Annotated in this window: 22 protein-coding genes, 2 tRNA genes and 1 pseudogene; 23 read left to right on the forward strand and 2 right to left on the reverse strand. The window is 71.7% G+C overall.

Translation table 11 applies throughout. The features are described 5' to 3' along the window. The 4 genes and pseudogenes from EEJ42_RS20030 to obgE all read left to right on the forward strand — a co-directional run. Positions 1-494 (forward strand): annotated as a pseudogene (locus EEJ42_RS20030) (ribonuclease E/G); the annotation flags it as partial. A 251-nt stretch (positions 495-745) separates the two neighbouring features. Further along, positions 746-1066, forward strand: coding sequence for a 50S ribosomal protein L21 (gene rplU / locus EEJ42_RS20035; protein WP_009717947.1), 321 nt, complete (start codon positions 746-748; stop codon positions 1064-1066). A 14-nt stretch (positions 1067-1080) separates the two neighbouring features. Next, positions 1081-1338, forward strand: a complete 258-nt coding sequence (gene rpmA / locus EEJ42_RS20040; RefSeq protein ID WP_123101452.1) for a 50S ribosomal protein L27 — start codon at positions 1081-1083, stop codon at positions 1336-1338. Between the two features lie 148 nt (positions 1339-1486). Continuing rightward, entirely contained in the window at positions 1487-2920 is a 1434-nt protein-coding gene (gene obgE / locus EEJ42_RS20045; protein ID WP_123101454.1) for a GTPase ObgE, read from the forward strand. Between the two features lie 157 nt (positions 2921-3077). Here obgE and EEJ42_RS20050 read toward each other — a convergent pair whose 3' ends face one another. Then, positions 3078-5165 (reverse strand): hypothetical protein, encoded by a 2088-nt coding sequence (locus tag EEJ42_RS20050; protein ID WP_123101456.1) that lies wholly within the window; start codon positions 5163-5165, stop codon positions 3078-3080. A gap of 402 nt (positions 5166-5567) precedes the next feature. Here EEJ42_RS20050 and proB point away from each other — a divergent pair, with 402 nt between their 5' ends. From proB to EEJ42_RS20075, 5 genes are all read left to right on the forward strand, one after another. After that, positions 5568-6698, forward strand: coding sequence for a glutamate 5-kinase (gene proB / locus EEJ42_RS20055; protein WP_123101482.1), 1131 nt, complete (start codon positions 5568-5570; stop codon positions 6696-6698). A gap of 204 nt (positions 6699-6902) precedes the next feature. Next, positions 6903-7394 carry a hypothetical protein gene (locus EEJ42_RS20060; RefSeq protein ID WP_123101458.1) on the forward strand — a complete coding sequence of 164 codons (492 nt, stop codon included), beginning with the start codon at positions 6903-6905 and terminating at the stop codon, positions 7392-7394. 126 nt (positions 7395-7520) lie between these two features. Further along, on the forward strand, positions 7521-8867 hold the full coding sequence (locus EEJ42_RS20065) for a glutamate-5-semialdehyde dehydrogenase (RefSeq protein WP_123101460.1): 1347 nt from the start codon (positions 7521-7523) through the stop codon (positions 8865-8867). 105 nt (positions 8868-8972) lie between these two features. After that, entirely contained in the window at positions 8973-9605 is a 633-nt protein-coding gene (locus EEJ42_RS20070) for an SCO2584 family spore wall biosynthesis protein (protein ID WP_123101462.1), read from the forward strand. A 134-nt stretch (positions 9606-9739) separates the two neighbouring features. Beyond that, the gene (locus tag EEJ42_RS20075) at positions 9740-10813 is read left to right on the forward strand and encodes an SCO2583 family membrane protein (RefSeq protein ID WP_123101464.1); all 1074 of its coding nucleotides are present in this window, start codon (positions 9740-9742) and stop codon (positions 10811-10813) included. Positions 10814-10828: 15 nt separating this feature from the next. Here EEJ42_RS20075 and EEJ42_RS20080 read toward each other — a convergent pair whose 3' ends face one another. Beyond that, positions 10829-12031, reverse strand: a complete 1203-nt coding sequence (locus tag EEJ42_RS20080; RefSeq protein ID WP_123101466.1) for a M48 family metallopeptidase — start codon at positions 12029-12031, stop codon at positions 10829-10831. A gap of 104 nt (positions 12032-12135) precedes the next feature. Here EEJ42_RS20080 and EEJ42_RS50980 point away from each other — a divergent pair, with 104 nt between their 5' ends. The 14 genes from EEJ42_RS50980 to EEJ42_RS51890 all read left to right on the forward strand — a co-directional run bounded on the left by EEJ42_RS50980 (position 12136) and on the right by EEJ42_RS51890 (position 24003). Then, entirely contained in the window at positions 12136-12285 is a 150-nt protein-coding gene (locus tag EEJ42_RS50980) for a hypothetical protein (RefSeq protein WP_167542520.1), read from the forward strand. 101 nt (positions 12286-12386) lie between these two features. After that, the gene (locus tag EEJ42_RS50985) at positions 12387-12557 is read left to right on the forward strand and encodes a hypothetical protein (RefSeq protein ID WP_039938999.1); all 171 of its coding nucleotides are present in this window, start codon (positions 12387-12389) and stop codon (positions 12555-12557) included. A 61-nt stretch (positions 12558-12618) separates the two neighbouring features. Further along, positions 12619-13230, forward strand: coding sequence for a nicotinate-nucleotide adenylyltransferase (nadD, locus tag EEJ42_RS20085; protein ID WP_009717958.1), 612 nt, complete (start codon positions 12619-12621; stop codon positions 13228-13230). A 10-nt stretch (positions 13231-13240) separates the two neighbouring features. Then, a complete protein-coding gene (locus EEJ42_RS20090) occupies positions 13241-15115 on the forward strand; it encodes an LCP family protein (protein ID WP_123101468.1) in 1875 nt (624 codons plus the stop codon). 209 nt (positions 15116-15324) lie between these two features. Beyond that, a complete protein-coding gene (gene rsfS / locus EEJ42_RS20095) occupies positions 15325-15765 on the forward strand; it encodes a ribosome silencing factor (RefSeq protein WP_123101470.1) in 441 nt (146 codons plus the stop codon). Continuing rightward, positions 15762-16415: a histidine phosphatase family protein gene (locus tag EEJ42_RS20100; protein ID WP_123101472.1), complete on the forward strand. Its 654-nt coding sequence runs from the start codon at positions 15762-15764 to the stop codon at positions 16413-16415. Before rsfS ends, EEJ42_RS20100 begins: the two co-directional genes overlap by 4 nt. Before the next feature lie 115 nt (positions 16416-16530). Next, a tRNA-Ala gene (locus EEJ42_RS20105) sits at positions 16531-16603 on the forward strand. Between the two features lie 362 nt (positions 16604-16965). Then, positions 16966-17124, forward strand: a complete 159-nt coding sequence (locus EEJ42_RS50990; protein ID WP_179934253.1) for a hypothetical protein — start codon at positions 16966-16968, stop codon at positions 17122-17124. Positions 17125-17129: 5 nt separating this feature from the next. Further along, positions 17130-17363 (forward strand): hypothetical protein, encoded by a 234-nt coding sequence (locus EEJ42_RS20110; RefSeq protein ID WP_009717962.1) that lies wholly within the window; start codon positions 17130-17132, stop codon positions 17361-17363. Positions 17364-17469: 106 nt separating this feature from the next. Next, a tRNA-Ala gene (locus EEJ42_RS20115) sits at positions 17470-17542 on the forward strand. A gap of 279 nt (positions 17543-17821) precedes the next feature. Continuing rightward, positions 17822-20698: a leucine--tRNA ligase gene (gene leuS / locus EEJ42_RS20120; RefSeq protein ID WP_123101474.1), complete on the forward strand. Its 2877-nt coding sequence runs from the start codon at positions 17822-17824 to the stop codon at positions 20696-20698. Between the two features lie 119 nt (positions 20699-20817). Then, positions 20818-21582 carry a hypothetical protein gene (locus EEJ42_RS20125; RefSeq protein ID WP_123101476.1) on the forward strand — a complete coding sequence of 255 codons (765 nt, stop codon included), beginning with the start codon at positions 20818-20820 and terminating at the stop codon, positions 21580-21582. A gap of 82 nt (positions 21583-21664) precedes the next feature. Continuing rightward, positions 21665-22510 carry a DegV family protein gene (locus EEJ42_RS20130; protein WP_123101478.1) on the forward strand — a complete coding sequence of 282 codons (846 nt, stop codon included), beginning with the start codon at positions 21665-21667 and terminating at the stop codon, positions 22508-22510. Positions 22511-23130: 620 nt separating this feature from the next. Further along, positions 23131-24003, forward strand: coding sequence for a ComEA family DNA-binding protein (locus EEJ42_RS51890; RefSeq protein WP_342778301.1), 873 nt, complete (start codon positions 23131-23133; stop codon positions 24001-24003). Positions 24004-24139 lie beyond the last annotated feature (136 nt).

Here is a 24139-nt window from a genome sequence, read left to right on the forward strand (position 1 = left end):
CTCCCGCTCCCGCCCCCGAGCCGGAGGCGGCCGCCGAGCCGGAGGCCGCTCCCGCGCCGCGTGCGCGCCGCCGGGCGACCCGTAAGGTGTCCGCCCCGGCGGGCTCGCCGACGGGCTCCGACGAGGCCGCCGTGGTGGTCGTCGGCGCTGCGGCCGGGGAGCCGAAGCCGGAGGCTGCCGAGTCGGCGGCGTCCGCCGACGGTGAGGTCGCGGCCGAGGACAAGGCCGACGGCGAAGCCGCGGCCGACGGCGAGGCCAAGGCACCGGCGAAGAAGACGGCCCGTAAGACGGCCGCCAAGAAGGCGCCGGCGAAGAAGACGGCCGCCAAGAAGACCGCCGCGAAGAAGACCGCGTCGAAGACCACCGCGGCCAAGAAGACGACCGCGAAGAAGACGACGGCGAAGAAGACGACCGCCAAGAAGACGGCGTCGAAGAAGACCGCGGCGGCGGAGCAGCAGACGCCGCAGTCGGTCTCGGCCGCCGCCGACGACTGAGCGGGACGGAACGGCGACGGAGGGCACCTACGCACGTGCGTAGGTGCCCTCCGGGCTCTGGTAACCTTGACCCTCGGCGTCTTACGCCAAACCCCTGAGCACATCCCTCCCGTCCGCGGGAGAGGCCGCTCGGCCGATGCTGAATCGCATGGTGCATCGCATCGAATCACTCGGTTGTCATGACCTTCGTGGGGTCATGTGGAGCGGCTGGCATCAGAGGTCCCGTTTACTAGCGAGAGAGTGAGAACCGCGTGTACGCAATTGTGCGCACCGGCGGCCGCCAGCAGAAGGTAGCCGTGGGCGATGTCATCGAGGTCGACCGCATTGGAACCAGCAAGGTCGGCGACACCGTCGAGCTCTCGACTCTGCTCGTTGTCGACGGCGATGCCGTCACCAGCGACCCGTGGGTCCTGGCCGGTGTGAAGGTTCACGCCGAGGTCGTCGACCACCACAAGGGTGCCAAGATCGACATCCTGAAGTACAAGAACAAGACCGGTTACCGTAAGCGGATCGGCCACCGCCAGCTGCACACCGCGCTGAAGATCACCGGCATCGACTCGGCTGCGAAGTAAGGGACTGAGGAGACATGGCACACAAGAAGGGCGCATCGTCCACTCGGAACGGTCGCGACTCCAACGCCCAGCGGCTCGGGGTCAAGCGCTTCGGCGGCCAGGCCGTCAACGCGGGTGAGATCCTGGTCCGCCAGCGCGGCACGCACTTCCACCCGGGCGCGGGCGTCGGCCGCGGCGGCGACGACACGCTGTTCGCGCTGGCCGCCGGTGCCGTGCAGTTCGGCACCCACCGTGGCCGCAAGGTCGTGAACATCGTTCCGGTCGCCGAGTAATCTCGGCCCCGGCACGACGCCACACACCTTTCCGAGGGCGGACCGCTCTTTCCCGTGACGGGGAAGCGGGTCCGCCCTCGGCGCGTTACGCAGGTTACGCACGTAACGACGACATCCCCGACCCCGTACGTATCTGGAGGCACCCGTCATGACCACCTTCGTGGACCGCGTCGAGCTGCACGTCGCCGCGGGTAACGGAGGCCACGGCTGCGCCTCCGTGCACCGCGAGAAGTTCAAGCCGCTCGGCGGCCCGGACGGCGGTAACGGTGGCCGGGGCGGCGATGTGATCCTGGTCGTCGACCAGTCGGTCACCACGCTGCTCGAGTACCACCACAGCCCGCACCGCAAGGCCACCAACGGCAAGCCCGGCGAGGGCGGCCACCGCTCCGGCAAGGACGGCAGCGACCTGGTCCTGCCGGTCCCGGACGGCACGGTCGTCCTCGACAAGCGGGGCAACGTCCTCGCCGATCTGATCGGCGAGGGCACCACCTACATCGCCGCCCAGGGCGGCCGCGGCGGCCTCGGCAACGCGGCCCTCGCCTCGGCCCGCCGCAAGGCCCCCGGCTTCGCGCTGCTGGGCGAGCCCGGCCACGCCGGGGACGTCGTCCTGGAGCTGAAGACCGTCGCGGACGTGGCCCTCGTCGGCTACCCCAGCGCCGGTAAGTCGTCGCTGATCTCGGTGCTCTCGGCCGCCAAGCCGAAGATCGCCGACTACCCCTTCACCACCCTGGTGCCCAACCTCGGCGTGGTGACGGCCGGTTCGACCGTCTACACCATCGCGGACGTGCCCGGCCTGATCCCGGGCGCCAGCCAGGGCAAGGGCCTCGGCCTGGAGTTCCTGCGCCACGTCGAGCGCTGCTCGGTGCTGGTGCACGTCCTGGACACCGCGGCCCTGGAGTCCGAGCGCGACCCGCTGACCGACCTCGACGTCATCGAGGCCGAACTCGCCGAGTACGGCGGCCTGGAGGACCGGCCCCGGCTCGTCGTCCTCAACAAGGTCGACATCCCCGACGGCAAGGACCTCGCCGACATCATCCGCCCCGACCTGGAGGCCCGCGGCTACCAGGTCTTCGAGGCGTCGGCGATCGCCCACCTCGGCCTCAAGGAGCTGTCGTTCGCCCTCGCGGACATCGTCGGAAAGGCGCGCGCGGCCAGGCCGAAGGAGGAGGCGACCAGGATCGTCATCCGCCCGAAGGCCGTGGACGACGCGGGCTTCAAGGTCGTCGCCGAGGACGGTTTCTACCGCGTCGTGGGCGAGAAGCCCGAACGCTGGGTCCACCAGACCGACTTCAACAACGACGAGGCCGTCGGCTATCTCGCCGACCGGCTGAACCGCCTCGGCGTCGAGGAGGAACTGGTGAAGGCGGGCGCCCGCGCGGGCGACGAGGTCGTCATCGGCCCCGAGGACAACGCGGTCGTCTTCGACTGGGAGCCGACGCTGGCGGCGGGCGCCGAGATGCTGGGCCGCCGCGGTGAGGACCACCGCTTCGAGGCCCCCCGCCCGGCGGCGCAGCGGCGCCGCGACCGGGACGCGGAGCGGGACGACGCGGACGAGGAGTACGAGTCGTTCAAGCCGTTCTAGGTCTTCCGGGGCTCGTGACGGGGCGGGCAAGCCCCCGTCACGAGCCCTGGCGGCCCCTCTCGGCCGCGACGGACCTGCCCCACGGCAAAGGGCCCGGGAGCGATGCTCCCGGGCCCTTACGCGTAGCCGGCGGCGCCTCAGACGGTCTCGGTCCGCCTCAGACCGTCGCCGTCTCCTCCGGCTCCGACGGTCCGGCCTCCATCTCCGTCTCCTCGGCCGCGTCCCGGGCCTCCCGCTGCGACGGGATCTCGTCGGCCAGCCGCGTGGCCATCCGCGCCCGCCGCTCGTCGGCCTTCCGGCACAGCGTCTGCGCGGCCCGGTCGAAACGCACCAGGGACGGCGGGTCGGACGGGCCGAGCAGGTGCACCTTCAGCTCGGCGCGGGCCGGGGCGAGGGTGTCCTTCTCGGGCTCGCGGACGGCCTCCAGCAGCTCCGGAACCTCCGTCGCCTCGGGCGTGAGGATCGTGGCGGCGCGCACCGTCGGGAAGTTCGCCCGGAACTCCTCCTCGGTCAGCCCGCTGGTGTTCGCCACCGCGTACGGCTTCTCGCTCGTCAGGTAGTCCGAGACGACGCTCGAGACATCGCTGATCAGCACGTCGGCCTGGTTGAAGCAGGTGAAGATGGCCGGGCGCGGCCCGGTGACGACCTGGTGCTCCCACTCCGGCAGCGACGCCCAGTAGGCGCTCTCCCAGGCGGCGGTGGCCGCCGCCACACCCGCGGCGCGGTTGTCGTCCGGGGTGCCCTGGAGCTTCATGCGCTCGATCTCGTCCGCGCTGCGGCGGAAGGACGTGCTGGTGAGCTGGGTCAGCTCCTCGGCGCGCCGGGTCAGCTCGGTGGCGGCCTCGGCGGGCGGACGGGCCCCGCCGCGCTTGGCGTTCGCCTCGGCGATCATCGCCTTGATGCGGTCGTTGGCGCGCCCGGCCCGCCGGTCGACGGAGCCGGTCATCGGGTGCGGCTTGTACAGCAGGCGCACCTTGGGGTCGTCGAGGAGCTCGCGGACGATGTTCTCACCGGCCAGGATGACCGAGGTGTTGCCGGGGTTGCCGTCCCAGCCCTCCCAGGTCGGCGCGTACAGCACGGTGGTGTACTCACCGGTCGGGGCGCCCGCGTAGGGGCGGATCGGCGCCAGCTGCGGACGGCCGACCTCCACGACGTCCTTGTCCTCGACGCCGATGTCGGCGAGCTGGTAGCGGTCGCGCGCGGCCGGGCCCGCGACCCACACCTCGTCGTACGCCTTGGCGTACGGGTTGCAGCTGGAGAGCTTGTCGCTCTCGCCGTGGTTGATGAACGCGTGCTTGATCGAGGGGATGCGCAGCACCTGCGAGGTCTTGCCCGAGTTGGCCGGGTGCAGCAGCACCTTGAGCGTCGAGTGCTCGATGCGCATCAGGTGGGCGACCTTGGGGAGGCAGACGATCGGGATGTCCGTCGCGTCGATCTTCTGCACCATGAACCGCTCGCGCAGCACGATGATGGGGTTGCCCTCGAGCGAGGCGAGCGTGGAGAGCCACATGTTCGCCTGGTACGCGGAGCTGGTGCCGCCGGAGAAGTACATGCCCACGGTCGGCTGGTACTCGGCCAGCCACGTGTCGAGCCACTCCAGGGCCTTCGCCTCGTTCACCACCCGCTTGCGCGGCAGCAGCCAGGTGGCCAGGTGGACGGTTCCGGCGAGGCCGATGAGCAGGGCAATCGAGAGGCCGACGGCTCCCCAGACACCGTTCTTGGTGCCGGCCGTGAGCAGCAGTCCGGCGGTGGCCGGGGCGGCGAGCCGCAGGATCCGGCGGCCGTGCTGGCGGGAGAAGAACCGCGGCGGGGCCTCGCTCAGCCGCAGCGCGGACGCGTCGATGTTGCGGGTGACGAACGGCAGCTGCCGGGTGCGGCGCACCATTATGGCGGCGGCCTGGCAGGCGAAGTGCACCACGTAGAAGAGCAGCAGCCCCACGGTCAGCGGTGCCTGCTCGTGCAGCGGATTGATTCCCTCGATCCGCAGCAGCCCGACCATGATGAGCATGTCGCGGAACAGCTGGCGCACCGTGATGTCGAAGCGGACCTTGCCCAGCAGGGACAGCAGACCGGGCTGCTTCTGCTGAAGGAAGAGATCGAGGGCGAGGCCGCACGCCGAGGCGGCGATGAACAGCGGTACGTTCGGGAGCACGGCGCCGACGAGCTGTGTGGTGAAGAACACCACCATGGCGAGCAGCGCCGTGAGCTGTACGACCCGGCGTGGGGCGAATCCGGCAGAGGGCACGGGTTGGGCTCCTGGCGGGAGGGCGGTGGACGAGTGGGGGGACCCCTGACCGTATGCCGCCGTCTGGCTCGGTGACAATCCGCGCAGGTGCCAACCGCCTCGAAACGGGTTCAAACGATTCCACGGGGCCGCGCCGCCATCTCACGGTGATCTCTCCGCGATCTTCCTGAGACCTGAGGCCCGGGTGTCGGCCGCGGCGGTCGCGATGGTCGCGGCGGCGAAATGGCCGGGCGGCCATGGTCCCGGCTCACGTAGATTGCCCCCTTGTCATGATGTGAGTGTGCAGGACACGCGTTTCCGCTTTCCGCGAGGTGCGCAGCTGCGCGTGAGAGCCGGGGACGAGCCCGGGATGAGCAGGGGAGAGGCGTGGCAGAGCAGGACGGGTCGGCGGTACGGGACGAGGTGGCCGCGGCCCGCAGGATCGTGGTCAAGGTCGGTTCGTCCTCCCTCACCACCGCGGCCGGAGGGCTGGACGCGGACCGGGTTGACGCGCTGGTGGACGTGCTCGCGAAGGTGCTCGGCCAGGACGTGGGCGGGGCCGGGGACGGCAAGGAAATAGTCCTGGTCTCCTCCGGGGCCATCGCCGCCGGACTCGCTCCCCTGGGCCTGGAGCGGCGCCCCCGCGACCTCGCCCGCCAGCAGGCCGCCGCGAGCGTCGGACAGGGTCTGCTGGTGGCCCGCTACACCGCCTCCTTCGCGCGCTACGGGCGCCGGGTCGGCCAGGTGCTGCTCACCACGGACGACACCAGCCGCCGCGCCCACTACCGCAACGCCACCCGGACCCTGGACCAGCTGCTGGCCATGGGCGCCCTGCCGATCGTCAACGAGAACGACACCGTGGCCACCGACGAGATCCGGTTCGGGGACAACGACCGGCTCGCGGCCCTGGTCGCCCATCTCGTACGGGCCGATCTGCTGGTGCTGCTCTCCGACGTGGACGGGCTCTACGACGGCGACCCCAGGACGCCCGGCACCTCGCGCATCGACGAGGTCAAGGGCCCCAAGGACCTCGTCGGGGTCTCGATCGGCAGCGCGGGCCGCGCCGGGGTCGGCACCGGCGGCATGGTCACCAAGGTCGAGGCCGCCCGGATCGCCGCCGCGGCCGGGGTCCCCGTGGTGCTCACCTCCGCCAGCCGGGCCGGGGACGCCCTGCTGGGCCGCCCCACCGGTACGTACTTCCACCGCACCGGCCGCCGCTCGGCCGATCGCCTGCTGTGGCTCGCCCACGCCTCGGAGCCCCGCGGCGCGCTCACCCTGGACGACGGGGCGGTGCGGGCCGTCGTGGAGCGCCGCACCTCGCTGCTGCCGGCGGGGATCGCGGCGGTGGAGGGCGAGTTCACCGCCGGGGACCCGGTCGAGCTGCGCGACACCGAGGGCCGCGCGGTGGCCCGCGGACTGGTGAACTTCGACGCCAAGGAGATCCCCCGGCTGATCGGCCGGTCGACCCGCGACCTCGCCCGCGAGCTGGGCCCCGCGTACGAGCGCGAGGTCGTGCACCGGGACGACCTGGTGGTGCTCCACCGCCACGGATGACACCGGCTTTTGCGCCCCGGAGGCGAACCGAGCCCCAAAAAAGGAGGGCTTACCTTCCGCAAAAACGCCCCGCCGCCGCGCGAGGACTGGTCAACTTTGTTCAACGGGGTCGCGCGGGCAGCGGGCCCGCGGTGGAGGTACAGCACCACCGCCACAGTGCTCCGCCCGCGCGTGAGCGGAGCAGCGAGCTACAGGAGGCCGCCGGTGAGACGAGGGCGCCCGGGGGCGCCGCCCCGAGGGGCGGCGGAGCGCACCCTGACCAGTGTCGGGTTGAACGGTGTCGGTGCGAACGGCGCCGGGACGGGCGATGCCGGGACGGAGGACGCGACGACGCAGGGCAAGCGGCGCGTCGAGGTGTCCCGGCTGTGGCACATCACGCTGAGCGTCTCGGGTGCCGAGGCGCCGCTGCGGGAGGTCCGGCGCGCTCTGGAGCAGCTGGCCCATGACCACCCCTTCCTGCTGACCAGCCGCTACGCCAACGATCACGCCGAGATCCGTTACTGGGAAGAGGCGCGTGATCTGCACGACGCGGCGGCGGTGGCGCTGCGGCTGTGGGGCGAGCACCGTTCCACGGCCAAGCTGCCGCCATGGGAGATCGTGGGACTCGAGGTCATCGACCGTGATACGTATCACCAGCGCATCGCGGAGGGATACGGGCCGCCACCGGCGTCCCCGGTGGGTGTGCACCCCTTCTGAGGGGACCTGCCCGAAGGGGCCCGTGCGCTTCGGGACCGCTTCGGAGCCGCTTCGAGATGTGAGAAGACCATCTCGAAGAGCGGAATACCCATCGGGTCGCCGCGCTCGGCTCAGTAGGCTGCTCGCATGACCAGCGCACCCACGTCGCCGCTCACCGACCCCTGGCCGAAGTCCCCGGTGCTCCAGACCGCCTACCGGGCGCGCGCCGCGGCCGTCGACCTCGCCCCGCTGCCGCGTGCCCTCAAGGACGACGCGCTGCTGGCGATGGCCGACGCGCTGGAGGTGCGGACGAAGGAGATCGTCGAGGCCAACGCCACCGATGTGGAGCGGGCCCGGGAGGCGGGCACGAGCGAGGCGATCGTCGACCGGCTGACCCTCACCCCGGAGCGGGTGCGGGCCATCGCCTCCGATGTCCGCGACGTGGTCGCGCTGCCGGACCCGGTCGGCGAGGTGGTGCGCGGTTCGACGCTGCCCAACGGCATCGACCTGCGCCAGGTGCGCGTCCCGCTGGGCGTCGTCGGCATCATCTACGAGGCCCGCCCGAACGTCACGGTGGACGCCGCCGCGCTGTGCCTGAAGTCGGGCAACGCCGTCCTGCTGCGCGGTTCTTCGTCGGCGTACCACTCGAACAGCGCGCTGGTGAAGGTGTTGCGCGACGCCGTCGGCGGCGCCGGACTGCCCGCGGACGCGATTCAGTTGGTGCCGGGGGAGAGCCGGGAGTCGGTGCGCGAGCTGATGCGCGCCCGCGGCCTGGTGGACGTGCTGATTCCGCGTGGCGGTGCCTCGCTCATCCGTACGGTGGTCGAGGAGTCGACGGTTCCGGTCATCGAGACCGGCACCGGCAACTGCCATGTGTACGTGGACGCGCAGGCCGACCTCGACATGGCCGTGGACATCCTGGTGAACTCCAAGGCCCAGCGCCCCAGCGTGTGCAACGCGGCGGAGACGCTGCTGGTGCACCAGGACATCGCCGCGGAGTTCCTGCCGCGCGCCCTGGAGGCGCTGGCGGCGGCNGCGGAGTTCCTGCCGCGCGCCCTGGAGGCGCTGGCGGCGGCCGGTGTCACGGTGCACGCCGACGAGCGGGTGCAGGCGCTGGCCGAGGCCGAGGGGACGAAGGCCACGGTCGTGCCGGCGGCGATGGAGGACTGGGAGACCGAGTACCTGTCGTACGACATCGCCGCGGCGGTCGTGGACTCCCTGGAGGCCGCGGTGGCCCACATCGGCCTGTGGTCCTCCGGTCACACCGAGGCCATCGTCACGACGTCGCAGGCGGCCGCCCGCCGCTTCACCCAATTGGTGGACTCCACCACGGTCGCCGTGAACGCGTCCACGCGTTTCACGGACGGCAGCCAGTTCGGCTTCGGCGCCGAGATCGGCATCTCCACCCAGAAGCTCCACGCCCGGGGCCCGATGGGACTGCCCGAGCTGACGTCGACCAAGTACATCGTCACCGGCGACGGACACACTCGCTGAGTCACCCGTTAGGGGGATGGTCGAATCCCGAGGTCAACGGGTGGATCTTCCCTCGAATGCCATTTTGCCCTGCCCAAATTGACCCGTCCGGTCTACTCTGAACGGGTGCCGGACGACGTGGGGGGCAAGCCGTTCCCGGACGGCGACGAGCCCGACGAGCGCAGCCACGGAGAGGCGAACGACGAGTTCGCCACCGTGGTCTTCGACGAGGACTTCGTACGGTCCGCCGTCATCCATGAACCCACCGCCATCGAGCGGATGCTGGCCGCCGCGCAGGCCCGTGCCGAGGCCGAGGCGTCCCGGCGCGGCAGGGCCGGAGTGTCCCCCGAGGACGAGCTGTTCGACGACGCGTACGGTCCGGAGGGTGAGTTCGGGGACGGCCCGTACGACGACTATGCCGACCCGGACGGCCGCTTCGGCCCGGGCCGCGAGCTGGACGGCTCCTACGGCCCGTACGGGCGCTACGGGAGCGCCGGGCGGCCCTACCGCGGCCATGCCCGCTGGCACCGCCCGGTGGCCTGGCTGCTGGCCGTCCTGATGGGCATCGGGGTGGTCGCGCTGGCCTTCACGGCGGTCTACCGCGGCACCTCGGGCAACCGGCAGGACCCGGCCCCGCCGCCCGCCACCAGCGGGGTCGACGGCACGCCCGCGGGGCGGCCGGGCAGTGTGCCGTCCATGCCGTCCAGGGCTGCCGAGCGCGAGGCACCGCCCGCCTCCATCGTGCCGCGCACTCCGTGACGGCGTCGTCCGTCACATCCCCCGTCACATCCCCGTAGCACGTCGCGCCCTATGCGGCGTTTCCTCCGTACTGTGCGTGAAGTTGTGGAGTACCACGGCGTTTACCGCTGCCCCCGGCGACCTACTCTTGAGGTATGACCGGGCGTGGAGACCCTCCCGAGGGGACACCCGAGGGCGTCCCGGGAGGTGGTGAGGACGAGTACCGCTCCGTCGTGTTCGACGAGTCCTTCGTTCGTGCTGCCCGCCTCCAGGAGTTCTCCGCCCAGGAGCGCATGGACGATCACTCCCGCGCGGTGCGCAGCCGCCACGCCTGGGCCCGCGCCGGGGCATCGCGGCAGGCCGTCGTCCTCGTCCTGCTGATCGCCTTCGCCTTCGCGGCGGCCGTCTACATGGGCGTACGCCACCCCTACCAGGCCCCCGAGCCGCAGGCCGTCGAGCCGCTGCGCAGCAGCGTGGTGCCGCTGTCGCCGCGCGGTGAGGTGCCCGGCGGGCGGCCCGCGGAGCTGTTCCGGGAGAGCCCGGCCGCCCAGTTCCGCGTCGGCGCCGAGGGGGTCACCCTGCCCGCCGTGCGGCGCACCCAGGGGTTCTCGGAGAGCCAGGTGATGACGGCGCTCACCACGGCCAAGGACTACGTGGTCAAGTCGGCCCTCGACCCGGGCGTGCTCACCGGCGGCCCGGTGCAGACGGTGCGGCTGCTGCTCGACCCCGCCCAGCAGGTCCAGTTCGACCAGAGCTTCGAACACCCGGTCGACGACGGCCGCCATGCGGCCACCGGCTGGCTGACCCGCTTCAACCCGGCCGAGGTGACGCTGGCCAATGCCCCGGTGCGGGTGCGCGGCACGCTGACGGTCGTCGAGCGCACCCCCTCGACCCTGGAGGTCAGCGCCGACCACGTCTTCGTCTACGCGGTCCAGCGGGCACACGAGCGGGCCCCGGACCACGCCTCGCTGTACACGGTGCGCCGGGAGACCCGGTTCCGCTTCGACCGCGGCGATCTGCGCGACCACCGGGTGGAGCTGGTGCACAGCTCCGTACTGGCGGGCCCGCAGGCGTGCGCCGCGAACGCCTCCGGCTATCTGCGGCCGCTGGTGGCCGGGCAGAGCGTCCGGAACGACTCCCCGATGGGCACCGACCCGTACGCCCCGGGCCGCACCCCGGTCTCCCTCTGCGGCGTGCTCTCCCCGGGCACGCAGCCCACCAGCCCGTAGACCAGCCCGTAGACCTCAGGACCGGGGCGGTTCGTCCCCCTCGGAACCCTCCCGGCCATCCCGGCCATCCCGGCCATCCCGGCCCTCCCCGCCGTCCCGGCCTTCCTGGCCGTCCCGCGGGGGCGTGCCCTCGGTGGCGTCCCCGCCCGGCCTGCCGCCGCCGGCGAACCGGTCGCGCAGCTTGCTGCCCAGGTCCCCGGCGCCGCCCGCCACGTCCCGTACGAACGCGATCAGCGGGTCCTTGCTGGTGCGGACCGACTCCGCGTAGTGGCTCGCCGACTCCCGGAAGGAGTCGCCGACCGAGGTGTCCTTGTCCTCCTCGCGGCGCGGGTAGTGGCCGTCCATGAGCCGCTGAAAGTCCCGGCTCGCGGCCCACTTCTTCAGCTCGGCGGCGCGCACGGTGGTGAACGGGTGGCTGCGCGGCAGCATGTTCAGGATCTTGAGTACGGAGTCCCGCAGATCGCCGCTGTTCTCGTACTCCTCGGCCTGCTCCAGGAAGGCGTCCACGTTCATCTCGTGCAGATGGTGGCCGCCCGCGAGCTTCATCAGCCCGCGCATCGAGGCCCGCAGGTCCTGCCCGACCAGCAGCCCCGCCCGGTCCGCCGACAGCTCCGACTTGCGGAACCACTCGCGCAGCGCCGTCACCAGGGCCAGCACCGCCACATTGCCGAGCGGGATCCAGGCGACCTTCAGCGCGAGGTTGGTCAGGAACAGCAGTATCGTCCGGTAGACGGCGTGCCCGGACAGCGCGTGGCCCACCTCGTGGCCGATGACCGCCCGCATCTCCTGCTCGTCGAGCAGCTCCACCAGCCCGGTGGTCAGCACGATGATCGGCGCGTCCATGCCGATGCACATCGCGTTCGGCTTCGGGTCCTGGGTGACGTACATCGCCGGGACCTGCTCCAGGTCGAGGATGTAGCAGGCGTCCCGCAGCATGTCGTGGAGGTGGGCGAACTGCCGGTCGCTCACCCGCACCGAATCGGACAGGTACAGCAGCCGCAGGCTGCGCTCGGGCAGCAGCCCGCTCAGCGCCTTGAAGACGGTGTCGAAGCCGGTCAGCTTGCGCAGCGCGACCAGCGCCGAGCGGTCGGCCGGATGCTCGTACGCCCGCGAGGAAATGCCCGGAAAGCGCCGCCTCTCGCGGCTGGGCACATGCTCACGTCCCTCTCCGGTGCCGCTCCCGTCGCCGCCGGTCCCGTGCGTGTGGCTGTCGCTCATTGGTCCCCCTCGTGCGGACTGTTCGCCGGACTGCCTCGGTCGTGCCCGTCCCCCCTGGCGGACCCCACCTTAGGCCCTGCGCGGCGGGGGGCTAGCGTGGAGACATGCCCGATATGACTGGCCTCACCGCCGTGCTTGCCGCCACTTCCAAGGACCAGGGACCGGGAGCGCTGCTGCGCACCGTCATCGTCGTCGGCGTCGTGGGATCCGTCCTGGTCGCCTGGTTCCTGCTGCGCGGGTACAAACAGGACTGAGAGCGGGCTCAAGGGCGGACTGAGGGCAAGCCCGGAATCCGGCTCGCATACGATGTGGCGGACGTGACGTGACGCCGAGACCCGGATAGGTATCGCCTGCGATGAGCGCTTTCAGCACCGCACATGCCGCCCTGACCACCCTCGCGGCCGAGGGCGGTGAGCACCACACCGATACTCACCCGAGCATCAGCCCCTTCATGACCGGCGGCGCGGCTCTCGTCATCCTGTTCCTGTTGCTGTGGATCACCACGCGCTTCAACCGGGACCGCTGACCTTAAGGCCGTTGCCTCTCAGGGCCCCGGTTTCGAGCCGGGCCCAGTAGGGTCTGCACGCATGGAAGAGGAGAAGGGGCCGGCCAAGCGGCGGCTCGGTGTGATGGGCGGGACGTTCGACCCGATCCATCACGGTCACCTGGTCGCGGCGAGCGAGGTGGCGTCGCAGTTCCACCTGGACGAGGTCGTGTTCGTGCCGACCGGGCAGCCGTGGCAGAAGAGCCACAAAAAGGTTTCCCCGGCGGAGGACCGCTATCTGATGACGGTCATCGCGACCGCGTCGAATCCGCAGTTCTCGGTCAGCCGTATCGACATCGACCGCGGCGGTGCGACGTACACCACCGACACGCTCCGGGACCTGCGCGCGCTGAACGGTGACGCGGACCTGTTCTTCATCACCGGAGCGGACGCGCTCGCCCAGATCCTCACCTGGCGCGATGCCGAAGTGCTGTTCTCGCTCGCCCACTTCATCGGCGTGACGCGGCCCGGGCACATACTGGCCGACCCGGGGTTGCCGGAGGGCGGGGTGTCGCTGGTCGAGGTGCCGGCGCTGGCGATCTCGTCATCGGACTGCCGGGCGCGTGTCGCACACGGCGAACCCGTCTGGTACCTGGTGCCGGACGGTGTGGTGCGGTACATCGACAAGCGAGAGCTGTACCGGCACGACTGCTGAAGGGGTACCGGTGAACGACGGACAGGACCCGTACGACCCGTACGCGCGGGATCCGTATGCCCAGGAGCCGCAGATCTACGGCTACGACGCCTATGGGCAGCCGGTGTACCAGCCGCAGGGGACGCAGCAGGGTTACGACCCGTCGTCGTACTACGGGCAGCATCAGGGGCAGCAGGACGGCTACGGCTACGGGTACGACCCGTACGGCCAGGCCGCCCAGCAGGCGCAGCAGGCCCCCGCGCAGCATCCGCAGACGCAGCCATACGACCCGTACTACGGGCAGCAGCAGCCCTATCCGCAGCAGGGGCAGCAGGAGCAGTATCCGCAGCAGGGGCAGCAGGAGCAGTATCCGCAGCAGGGGCAGCAGGAGCAGTACGTCCAGCAGCCGGGGCAGCAGGGGCAGTACGTCCAGCAGGGCTACGACTACGCCGTGCCCGCGCAGCCCGCCCAGCCCGCCCAGCCCGCCGCGCCCGAGGAGGACGAGCCGAACCCGTACGAGGAGCTGGCCGAGCTGGACCGGCAGCAGCCGTCTTCCGGCGCCCCGGCTCCGGCCGCGGCTCCCGACGGGGGAGGGCCCCGGAAGCCCGGCGGCGCGGGCAAGTCCGGACCGGACGCGGAGGGCGAGGAGTACCGCACCGAGCAGTTCTCCTTCGTCGAGGAGCCCGACGAGGACTCCGAAGACGTCATCGACTGGCTGAAGTTCGCCGAGACCCGCTCCGAGCGGCGTGACGAGCGCCGCCGCAAGGGCCGCAACCGGTTCGTCGCGCTCGTCGTGGTGCTGGTCCTGGCCGCCGTGGGCGGCGTCGGCTACCTCTGGTACGCGGGCAAGCTGCCCGGTCTCTCCGCCGACGGCGACGCCCAGGCGGCGGCCGGTGGCCCGCAGAAGCGGGACGTGATCGTCGTCCATCTGCGCGAGCTGAAGGGCGGCCGTACCTCCACCGCGCTGCTGGTGGACAACGAGACCACCAAGAAGGGCACCACCGTCCTGCTGCCGAACGCGCTGTCCGTCTCCACCGAGGACGGCGGCTCCACCACGCTCGGCAAGTCGGTGACCGACGAGGGCTCCGACGCCACCCGCGACTCCCTGTCCACCCTGCTGGGCTCGAAGATCCAGGGCACCTGGCGGCTGGACACGCCCTATCTGGAGAACCTCGTCGAGCTGGTCGGCGGCATCACCCTGGACACCGACACCACCGTCCCGTCCGCCCGGAAGGGCGAGAGCCCGATGGTCAAGCGGGGCAAGGAGCAGGTGCTGAGCGGTCAGGCGGCTGTGGCGTACGCCACCTACCGGGCCCCGGGCGAGGCGCAGACCAAGCAGCTCGCCCGGTTCGGACAGGTCATGGACGCCACCCTGAAGAAGGTCTCCAGCGATACCGGCGGCGCCACCAAGACCGTCGAGCAGCTGGCGCAGATCCCCGACCCGTCGCTGTCCGAGCAGCAGCTCGGCGCCTCGCTGGCGCGGCTCGCCGGGCAGGCCAAGGGCGGCGACTACGACACGATGATGCTGCCGGTCCAGGGCGACGGGACGCTCAGCAGCCGGGCGACGGACCGGGTGGTCAAGAGCGTCCTCGGCGGCACGGTGAAGAACACCGACCCGGGCTCCGCGGCACGGGTGAGCGTGACCAGCGCGGGCGGGGGCCAGGACGCCTCGGGTGCCGCCCGGGTCGCGCTGGTCAACGGCGGTTTCACGGTCGTCGCCGCCACGGAGGGGGGCACTCCGCAGCAGACCTCGCGGGTGACGTACGCGGACGCCAAGCAGGCCGGACAGGCCAAGGAGGTCGCCAAGACCCTCGGACTGCCCGCGACCTCGGTCGCCAAGGGCAAGGGCGCCGCCAACGCGGACGTCACGGTGGTCCTCGGCGCGGACTACGACCCCCAGGGCTGACCGCGCCCACGGGCGGCCTCGGCGTCACGGGCGGTCCTGCGTCACGGGCGGTCTTGCGTCACGGGCCTTGCGTCACGCGCGGCGGAGAGCCGGAAGAGTCAGGAGAGTCACGGCGGTCACGGGGGAAGGGCCGAGAGCCGTGACGGTGGGGCGTGAGACCCTTGGGGTGCCAGACCCTGAGGGTCCCCACCGACCGGAAAGCCTCGCCTGTGACCGCCACGGACCGCTCCATCGAGCTCATCAACGCCGCCGCCCAGGCGGCCGCCGACAAGCTCGCGCACGACATCATCGCGTACGACGTCAGCGACGTGCTCTCGATCACCGACGCCTTCCTGCTGGCCTCGGCGCCCAACGACCGCCAGGTGAAGTCCATCGTCGACGAGATCGAGGAGCGGCTGAACAAGGACCTCGGCGCCAAGCCGGTCCGCCGCGAGGGCGACCGCGAGGCCCGCTGGGTGCTGCTGGACTACGTGGACGTCGTGGTGCACGTGCAGCACAGCGAGGAGCGGGTCTTCTACGCCCTGGAGCGGCTGTGGAAGGACTGCCCGCAGCTGGAGCTGCCCGCCGACGCCCAGGCCACCCGCGGCAAGGCGGAGGAGTACGCGCAGGCCCAGGGCCCGGACGGCGGTGCGGGCGGTGAGCTGAGCTGAACGGCACCATGAGCGGCCGCGGCCGCCGCATAGTCCTGTGGCGGCACGGCCAGACGGCCTGGAACATCGAGCGCCGTTTCCAGGGCTCCCTGGACATCGAGCTGACCGACACCGGCGTCGCGCAGGCCCACCGCGCGGCCCGGCTGCTGGCCGGACTGCGGCCGGACGCGATCGTCGCCTCCGACCTCAAGCGGGTCATGGCGACCGCCGCCGAGCTGGCGACCGTGACCGGGCTCACGGTCGACCACTACGCCGGGTTGCGGGAGACCTACGCCGGTGAGTGGCAGGGGCTCACGCACGAGGAGATCATCGAGCGGTTCGGCGAGCAGTACGCGGCGTGGAAGCGCGGCGAGCCGGTGCGGCGCGGCGGCGGCGAGCTGGAGTCCGAGGTCGCCGACCGGGCGGCACCGGTCGTGCTGGAGGCCGCCGAGAAGCTGCCCGACGGCGGCACGCTCGTGGTGGTCAGCCACGGCGGCACGATCCGCACCACGATCGGGCGGCTGCTCGGCCTGGAGCCGCACACCTGGGAGGCGCTCGGCGGCCTCTCGAACTGCTGCTGGTCGGTGCTGGGCGAGGGTGCCCGCGGCTGGCGGCTGCTGGAGCACAACGCCGGATCCCTCCCCGAGCCCGTCCTCGGCGACGACGACTAGACGACGACCAGCGGCTGGACGACGACCAGCAGACCCCTCCCGGCTCGATTTCCTTTTCCGGCTGGTCACCGGCTAAGCTCCTTCTTGTTCGAAGCGCAGCGGCGCGGAGAGCAGCGGGGCTATAGCTCAGTTGGTAGAGCGCCTGCATGGCATGCAGGAGGTCAGGAGTTCAATTCTCCTTAGCTCCACAGATGGCGGCGATCCCGTCTCCCGGTGAGGGAGGCGGGATCGCCGCTTTTGTGTGCGTTTGCGCGCGTTTGCGTGCGGCTCCAAACGGACTGCCGTCTATCTCGCCTCCGGCCTCCCCCCTGTTGACGTCGGCTCAACTTGGCCTGTCGCCGGGGTGGCTGGGTTCGGTGCGATCTTCCTGGGTAGGTTGGACGACACCGCACCGAGTGCGTGAGCTCGGCGGAAGTGGCGGTGTGCGGGGCGCTTGTGAGTCTGGTGAGGCGTCTGTTGCATCTCCGCTGACCTGGGCGTCGCCCCGTGGCAGAATCGGACCGCCGGCGGGGGCGCAGGGCCGATAGTCCGATGGGGAGGGACGGGTGGGATGCCGACCAGCATCCTCGACGCGTTCGAGGACCTTTCCGAGACAGCTCGGGAGGGCATCGAATGCCCGTCCTGCGGCTCCGGCAACGTGGCTCAGGTACTCGGTGACAACGGCGGTGTTTCCTACGTGTGTACGGCCTGCGGCCACAGCTGGAGCTGAGTGACATGGGAGCACACAGCCGGAAATGTGACTGGTGCGGTGGCGGCACACCCATCGTCCGCGACATGGAGCCGCTCAACTCCGACTATCAGTACTGGTGCGCGGAGTGCGCCCAGGCGTTGATCATCAAGGGCGACCCGATCGAGACGTACCGGGAGCTGGAGGGCGAGCCGATCTACGGTCGGCTCCTCGAAGAGCACTGCACGCTGAAGCGTTTCTACTCGTTCGCCACGGCGTGAGGGGCACGGGGCAGGGCCCCCGCGGCAATCGATTTGGCTAAAGCCCGGGGCGTCCGTGTAATGTAGGCGATGCCGCCGAGGGGAACCGGGCGGAACAGCAAGACCTGGGGCTATAGCTCAGTTGGTAGAGCGCCTGCATGGCATGCAGGAGGTCAGGAGTTCAATTCTCCTTAGCTCCACAATCCCAGGAGCGGGCCGTCCTATGCGGACGGCCCGCTTCTCCTTTCCCCGCCCTCGTACTACCTCGATGCGGGTCCTCGGTGTCCTGCGGTAACCTGACCCCATGCGTGCCGTACGCCTTCTGCTTAGCGGGCCGCGCTGATCAGTCCCGACCGCGATCATCTCCGGTCGGCATCGGCGCGGCGTCCCCTCCTGTGCGAGGGGCCTTTTTGTTTCACCGGACAAGAGGGAATCGGCCTGTACCGCGGGCAGAGACGACCAATGGAGCTTTGAGGATCATGAGCGAGACCAATGCCGCAGCCGAGGTGGCCGCGCCGCACCGCTACACGGCCGCGCTGGCCGCTGACATCGAGGCCCGCTGGCAGGACTTCTGGGACGCGAACGGCACGTATGACGCGCCCAACCCGGGCGGCGACCTGGCCGGTGACGCCGACGTCGTGGCCCGGCCGAAGAAGTTCGTCATGGACATGTTCCCGTACCCCTCGGGGGCGGGACTGCACGTGGGCCATCCGCTGGGCTACATCGCCACCGATGTGTACGCCCGCTACCACCGCATGACGGGCCACAACGTCCTGCACACCCTGGGTTTCGACGCCTTCGGCCTGCCCGCCGAGCAGTACGCGGTGCAGACCGGTACCCACCCCCGGGTCAGCACCGAGGCCAACATCGACAACATGCGGCGCCAGCTGCGCCGCCTGGGCCTGGGCCACGACCCGCGCCGCTCCTTCGCCACGATCGACCCGGACTACTACAAGTGGACCCAGTGGATCTTCCTGCGGATCTTCAATTCCTGGTACGACCCGGAGGCGAAGAAGGCGCGCCCGATCGACACCCTGGCCGCGCAGTTCGCCTCCGGTGAGCGCGCCACCCCCGACGGGCGCCCCTGGGACGGGCTGACCGAGGCCGAGCGCGCCGACGTCCTGGGCGAATACCGCCTGGCGTACGCCTCGGACGCGCCCGTCAACTGGTGCCCCGGCCTGGGTACCGTGCTGGCCAACGAGGAGGTCACCGCCGACGGCCGCTCCGAGCGCGGCAACTTCCCGGTCTTCAAGGCCAAGCTGCGCCAGTGGAACATGCGGATCACCGCCTACGCGGACCGGCTGCTGGACGACCTGGACGCGCTGGACTGGCCCGAGGCCATCAAGCTCCAGCAGCGCAACTGGATCGGCCGCAGCGAGGGCGCCCGCGTCGACTTCCCGGTGCAGGACCACCCCGACGCGAAGATCACGGTCTTCACCACCCGCCAGGACACCCTGTTCGGCGCGACCTACATGGTGCTGGCGCCCGAGCACGACCTGGTCGACTCCATCGTCCCGGCCGCCTGGCCCGAGGGCACCCACGACGTGTGGACCGGCGGGCACGCCACCCCGGCCGCGGCCGTCGACGCGTACCGCAAGCAGGCCGCGGCCAAGTCGGACGTGGAGCGGCAGGCCGAGGCCAAGGACAAGACCGGCGTCTTCACCGGTGCGTATGCGGTCAACCCGGTCAGCGGCGACCGGGTGCCGGTCTTCATCGCCGACTACGTGCTGATGGGCTACGGCACCGGCGCGATCATGGCCGTTCCGGCGCACGACGGCCGTGACTTCGCCTTCGCCCGCGCCTTCGAGCTGCCGATGCGCTGCGTCGTCGAGCCCTCGGACGACCGCGGCACCGACCCGTCGACCTGGGACGACGCGTTCGCCTCGTACGACGCCAAGATCGTCAACTCGGCGGGTGAGGGCGTCTCCCTGGACGGCCTGGGCGTGACCGAGGCCAAGGCCCGGATCACCGAGTGGCTGGAGGCCCGCGCCATCGGCGAGGGCACCGTCAACTTCCGGCTGCGCGACTGGCTGTTCAGCCGTCAGCGCTACTGGGGCGAGCCCTTCCCGATCGTCTACGACGAGGACGGCGTGGCCCACGCGCTGCCCGAGTCGATGCTGCCGCTGGAGCTGCCCGAGGTCGAGGACTACTCGCCGCGCACCTTCGACCCCGACGACGCCGACACCTCCCCGGAGACCCCGCTGTCCCGGAACGAGGAGTGGGTCAACGTGGTGCTGGACCTGGGCGACGGACGCGGCCCGCGGCCGTTCCGCCGCGAGACCAACACCATGCCCAACTGGGCCGGCTCCTGCTGGTACGAGCTGCGCTACCTGGACCCGCACAACAGCGAGCAGCTGGTCGACCCCGGCACCGAGCGCTACTGGATGGGCCCGCGCGACGGCCAGCCGCACGGCGGCGTCGACCTGTACGTCGGCGGCGCCGAGCACGCCGTGCTGCACCTGCTGTACGCCCGCTTCTGGTCCAAGGTGCTGTTCGACCTGGGGCACGTCTCGTCGGCCGAGCCGTTCCACAAGCTGTACAACCAGGGCATGATCCAGGCGTACGTCTACCGGGACAGCCGCGGCATCGCCGTCCCGGCCGCCGAGGTCGAGGAGCGCGACGGGGCGTACTGGTACCAGGGCGAGAAGGTCACCCGTCTGCTGGGCAAGATGGGCAAGTCCCTGAAGAACGCCGTCACCCCGGACGAGATCTGCGCCGAGTACGGGGCCGACACGCTGCGCCTGTACGAGATGGCCATGGGCCCGCTGGACGTCTCGCGCCCCTGGGACACCCGCGCGGTCGTCGGTCAGTACCGGCTGCTCCAGCGGCTGTGGCGGAACGTCGTGGACGAGGCCACCGGCGAGGTCACCGTCGTCGACGCGGAGCCCGACGAGGACACGCTGCGCGCCCTGCACAAGGCGATCGACGGGGTCCGCCAGGACATGGTGGGCCTGCGCTTCAACACCGCCATCGCCAAGATCACCGAGCTGAACAACCACGTCACCAAGGTGCGCGAGGTGCCGCGCTCGATCGCCGAGCGGCTGGTGCTGCTGATCGCGCCGCTGGCCCCGCACATCGCCGAGGAGCTGTGGCGCAAGCTGGGCCACGACGCTTCGGTCGTCCACGAGTCGTTCCCGGTCGCCGACCCGGCGTACGTCGTGGACGAGACGGTGACCTGCGTGGTCCAGGTCAAGGGCAAGGTCAAGGCCCGGCTGGAGGTCGCCCCGTCGGTCTCCGACGAGGAGCTGGAGGCGCAGGCCCTGGGCGACCCGGCGGTGGTCGCGGCGCTGAACGGCGCGGGCATCCGCAAGGTCATCGTGCGGGCGCCGAAGCTGGTGAACATCGTCCCGGCCTGACGGCTCGGGGTGACCCGTAGGGGCGGGCTGGGGGTTCGTCAGGAACCCCGGGCCCGCCCGGTCCGTTTACGCTGGGAGGACAGCTGCCACCGCGGTGACCGCCGCCCGAAGGAGCGCACATGGAAGCCATCTGGATCCTGTTGCTGCTTTTCGTCCTGTTCATCGTGAGCGGCGCCTATGTCACGGTGCGGGTGGTCCGGACGGCCAAGCGCAGCCTCGACCGCACCGTGGACCAGGCCCGCCGCACGGTCGAGGACACCCGGCTCCGGGCCCGCCAGTTCTCCCGGCCGGGCGCGGCCGGTGAGCTGGCCGAGCTGCGGCTGTCGCTGCGTACGTCGATGTCCGCGACCGAGCAGGCCCTGCACGCGGTGGCGGGCCAAGACCGCTCCGTGGCGGAGTCGTTGAACCTGTTCCAGCGGCTCGGCGCGCACGGCCGCGAGCTGGACGACGACCTGAAGCGGCTGGAGCGCGAGCCCGACAAGACCCGCCTCGCCGCCCTGCTCCCCGAGCTGCGGGAGCGCACGGAGCGGATCACCCACTCCGCGGACTCCCTGCGCTGGGCGGTGCGGGAGCGGGCCCAGCGGTTCGCCCACGACGAGCTGGACGCGCTGGGGCGCGAGATCGAGATGGAGGCGGGGGCGCTGCGGCACTGGACGGTGGAGGAGCCGCGTGCCGCCTCGGGCCCGCGGGCGGCGTCGGAACCCGCGTCGGGCCCGCGGGCGGCGTCGGAGCCGGGGTCCGTGCCCGGGTCTTCGCCGGGCGAGCCCGCACCCCACCAGCAGGAACAGCCCTCACCGCCCTCCCTCGAGCCCACCCCCCGGCCGCAGCCGCATTCCTGGCAGAAGCCCTGGCAGGAGTCCTCCCGCCCCGAGAACACCGCCTGAACGCGGGCTTACCGGTAGGGTCGGTGATCATCCAGTGGGGTCGCGCTGTCGGCCCGGGGCTTCCCCGGATAATCTCCCAGTCATGTCCCGCCATGTCGCGATCGTGACCGATTCAACGGCTTACCTGCCGCAGGAGGCGATGGAGCGGCATCGCATCACCGCCGTGCCGCTGACGGTGGTGCTCGGAGACCGGGCGCTGGAGGAAGGGACCGAGATCTCGGCCCTGTCGCTCGCGGAGGCCCTCCAGAAGCGCAAGCCCGTGACCACGTCCCGGCCCAGCCCGGAGACCTTCGCGGACGCCTACCGCGCGGCCGCGGCCGAGGGCGCGACCGGCATCGTCTCGCTGCACCTGTCCGCCGAGATCTCCGGCACCTACGACGCGGCGGTGCTCGCCGCACAGGACGCGCCCGTACCGGTCCGGGTGGTGGACAGCGGCATGGTCGCGATGGCGCTCGGCTTCTGCGCACTGGCGGCGGCGGAGGCCGCGGAGGGCGGCGGCACGCTGGACGAGGCCGTCGCGGCGGCCCAGAAGCGGGCCGACGGCACCGCGGCCTACTTCTACGTCGACACCCTCGACTATCTGCGCCGCGGCGGCCGCATCGGCGCGGCGCAGGCCCTCTTGGGCTCCGCACTCGCGGTCAAACCGCTGCTCCAGCTCGACGACGGCCGGATCGAACTGCGGGAGAAGGTCCGCACCGCATCCAAGGCCATCGCCCGGCTGGAGGAGATCGTGGTGGAGCGGGCGGGGCAGAGGCCGGTGGACATCGCCGTCCAGCACCTCGCGGCAGGGGAGCGCGCGACCGCCCTCGCGGAGCGGCTCCGGGAGCGGATCCCGGGACTCGCTGAGCTGTACGTGAGCGAGGTGGGCGCGGTGATCGGGGCGCACACCGGACCGGGGCTGCTGGGCGCGGTGGTTTCTCCGCGGTAGCGGACTCGTTCGGGTGACGGAGTTTTCCACACACCGTGGGTTATCCCCGGGAATCGGCGCTGCTCAGCGGGGTCGGACGAAGGCGCCTACGGTCGGTCGGCATGAGGACACGATCACGCACCGTGACGACGCGACCGCCCCGCGGCCGCCACCGCCTGGCAGCGCCCCGCGCCGCCCCACCACCCCGCAGCGCCCGCGCGGCGGCCCTCTTCCCCACCCGAGGTGAAGGGCCCACCCCGACCCCACCCATCCGAAGCCCGAACCGCCTGCCCACTCCGAGGTCGTCCCCCACGCCCGCTCCGGGCCAGGCGCCCGGCTCAGGGCTGGCGCCGGCTTCGGACGGGTCGTCCACCCCAGGGGCGACAACTGCCCCGGGCCGGGAGTCCGTTTCGACGCCGCCACGCGCTCCGGTGCCGCTCTCCGCCCGGCTTGCGGTGTCCGCTGCCGGTCCGGCTCCCGCATCGGGTTCGACTCGGGCGTCGGGGCCGGTGTCCGCCTTGAACCAGGCGCCCGGCTCCGGGGCGGCGTCCGCTTCGGAGGCGTCCCGCGTTCCGGTCTCCGCGCTGGACGCGGTGCCCGTTCCGGGCCGGAGGCCTGCCGGCAGGGGAACCGGCGCAGGGGTGGCCGGGGCGGCCGTCGGCTCGGGCGAAGACGCGGGCGCGCCCTCGGACGAGGGGGCGGGCGGTGCGGCGCGGCGTCGTGTGCCGCGTTGGGCCGCGCCGGAGGCCGAGGACGAACCGGTGGACGAGGGCGCGGACGAGAAGACCGACACCGGCGGCAGCCAGACGCTGCGCCGCCGCGACCGGATGCGGCTGGCGTTGCGTGAACGCCTTCCGCTGTGGCTTCAGCTGCGCTGCGGCATGGAGTTACGGACCGTCGTCGCGCTGGCGGTCGCCCTCGTCGTCGCGGTGGCCTTCGCGGTCTACCACTTCTGGAGCGGCCGCCCGCAGACCGTACGGGCACCCGAACCCGAACCCGCGCGTGCGGCAGCGGGACCGACGACCGGGGAGCGGTCGACCGTTGGCGCGGGAAGCCGGGCGGTCGTGGTCGATGTGACGGGCAAGGTCCGCCGCCCCGGGCTGCGGCAACTGCCGTCCGGGGCCAGGGTCGCCGACGCGATCAAGGCGGCGGGCGGTGCGCGCCCGGGCGCGGACACGAGCGGACTGAACCGGGCCCGACCCCTGGTGGACGGTGAGCAGATCGTGGTCGGCGCCCCGGCGAACCAGGCACCCGCAGGCCCCGCCCCCACCGGCCCGGCCCCCGCACCCGGTTCCGGCCCCGCACCGGGCGCACCCTCCGGCGGGACGATCAGCCTCAACTCGGCGACGGCGGAACAGCTCGACACCCTGCCGGGCGTCGGCCCGGTCCTCGCCCGGCACATCCTCGACTACCGCACCCAGCACGGCGGTTTCCGCTCCATCGATGAACTCCGCGAGGTCAACGGCATCGGCGACCGCCGGTTCGCCGATCTCCGCCCGCTGGTTCAGCCATGACATCCGTACGGACGGCGCGCCCCCGCGCCCCGGTGCACGCGGCCGCCGCCTCACCGCGCGGGGCATCCCATCCCCGCCAGGAGGGCCCGGCGGACCTTCGCCTGGTGCCGCCCGCGCTGGCGGCCTGGGCCGCGGC

The organism is Streptomyces botrytidirepellens (genome assembly GCF_003721215.1).
GTDB lineage: Bacteria > Actinomycetota > Actinomycetes > Streptomycetales > Streptomycetaceae > Streptomyces > Streptomyces himastatinicus.

Coding starts and splice junctions, on each gene's coding strand:
- obgE (WP_123101454.1), top strand. CDS start 1,487: ATGACCACCTTCGTGGACCGCGTCGAGCTGCACGTCGCCGCGGGTAAC.
- rpmA (WP_123101452.1), top strand. CDS start 1,081: ATGGCACACAAGAAGGGCGCATCGTCCACTCGGAACGGTCGCGACTCC.
- EEJ42_RS50990 (WP_179934253.1), top strand. CDS start 16,966: ATGCCGACCAGCATCCTCGACGCGTTCGAGGACCTTTCCGAGACAGCT.
- EEJ42_RS50985 (WP_039938999.1), top strand. CDS start 12,387: ATGAGCGCTTTCAGCACCGCACATGCCGCCCTGACCACCCTCGCGGCC.
- nadD (WP_009717958.1), top strand. CDS start 12,619: ATGGAAGAGGAGAAGGGGCCGGCCAAGCGGCGGCTCGGTGTGATGGGC.
- leuS (WP_123101474.1), top strand. CDS start 17,822: ATGAGCGAGACCAATGCCGCAGCCGAGGTGGCCGCGCCGCACCGCTAC.
- EEJ42_RS50980 (WP_167542520.1), top strand. CDS start 12,136: ATGCCCGATATGACTGGCCTCACCGCCGTGCTTGCCGCCACTTCCAAG.
- EEJ42_RS20130 (WP_123101478.1), top strand. CDS start 21,665: ATGTCCCGCCATGTCGCGATCGTGACCGATTCAACGGCTTACCTGCCG.
- EEJ42_RS20080 (WP_123101466.1), bottom strand. CDS start 12,031: ATGAGCGACAGCCACACGCACGGGACCGGCGGCGACGGGAGCGGCACC.
- EEJ42_RS20075 (WP_123101464.1), top strand. CDS start 9,740: ATGACCGGGCGTGGAGACCCTCCCGAGGGGACACCCGAGGGCGTCCCG.
- EEJ42_RS20110 (WP_009717962.1), top strand. CDS start 17,130: ATGGGAGCACACAGCCGGAAATGTGACTGGTGCGGTGGCGGCACACCC.
- EEJ42_RS20125 (WP_123101476.1), top strand. CDS start 20,818: ATGGAAGCCATCTGGATCCTGTTGCTGCTTTTCGTCCTGTTCATCGTG.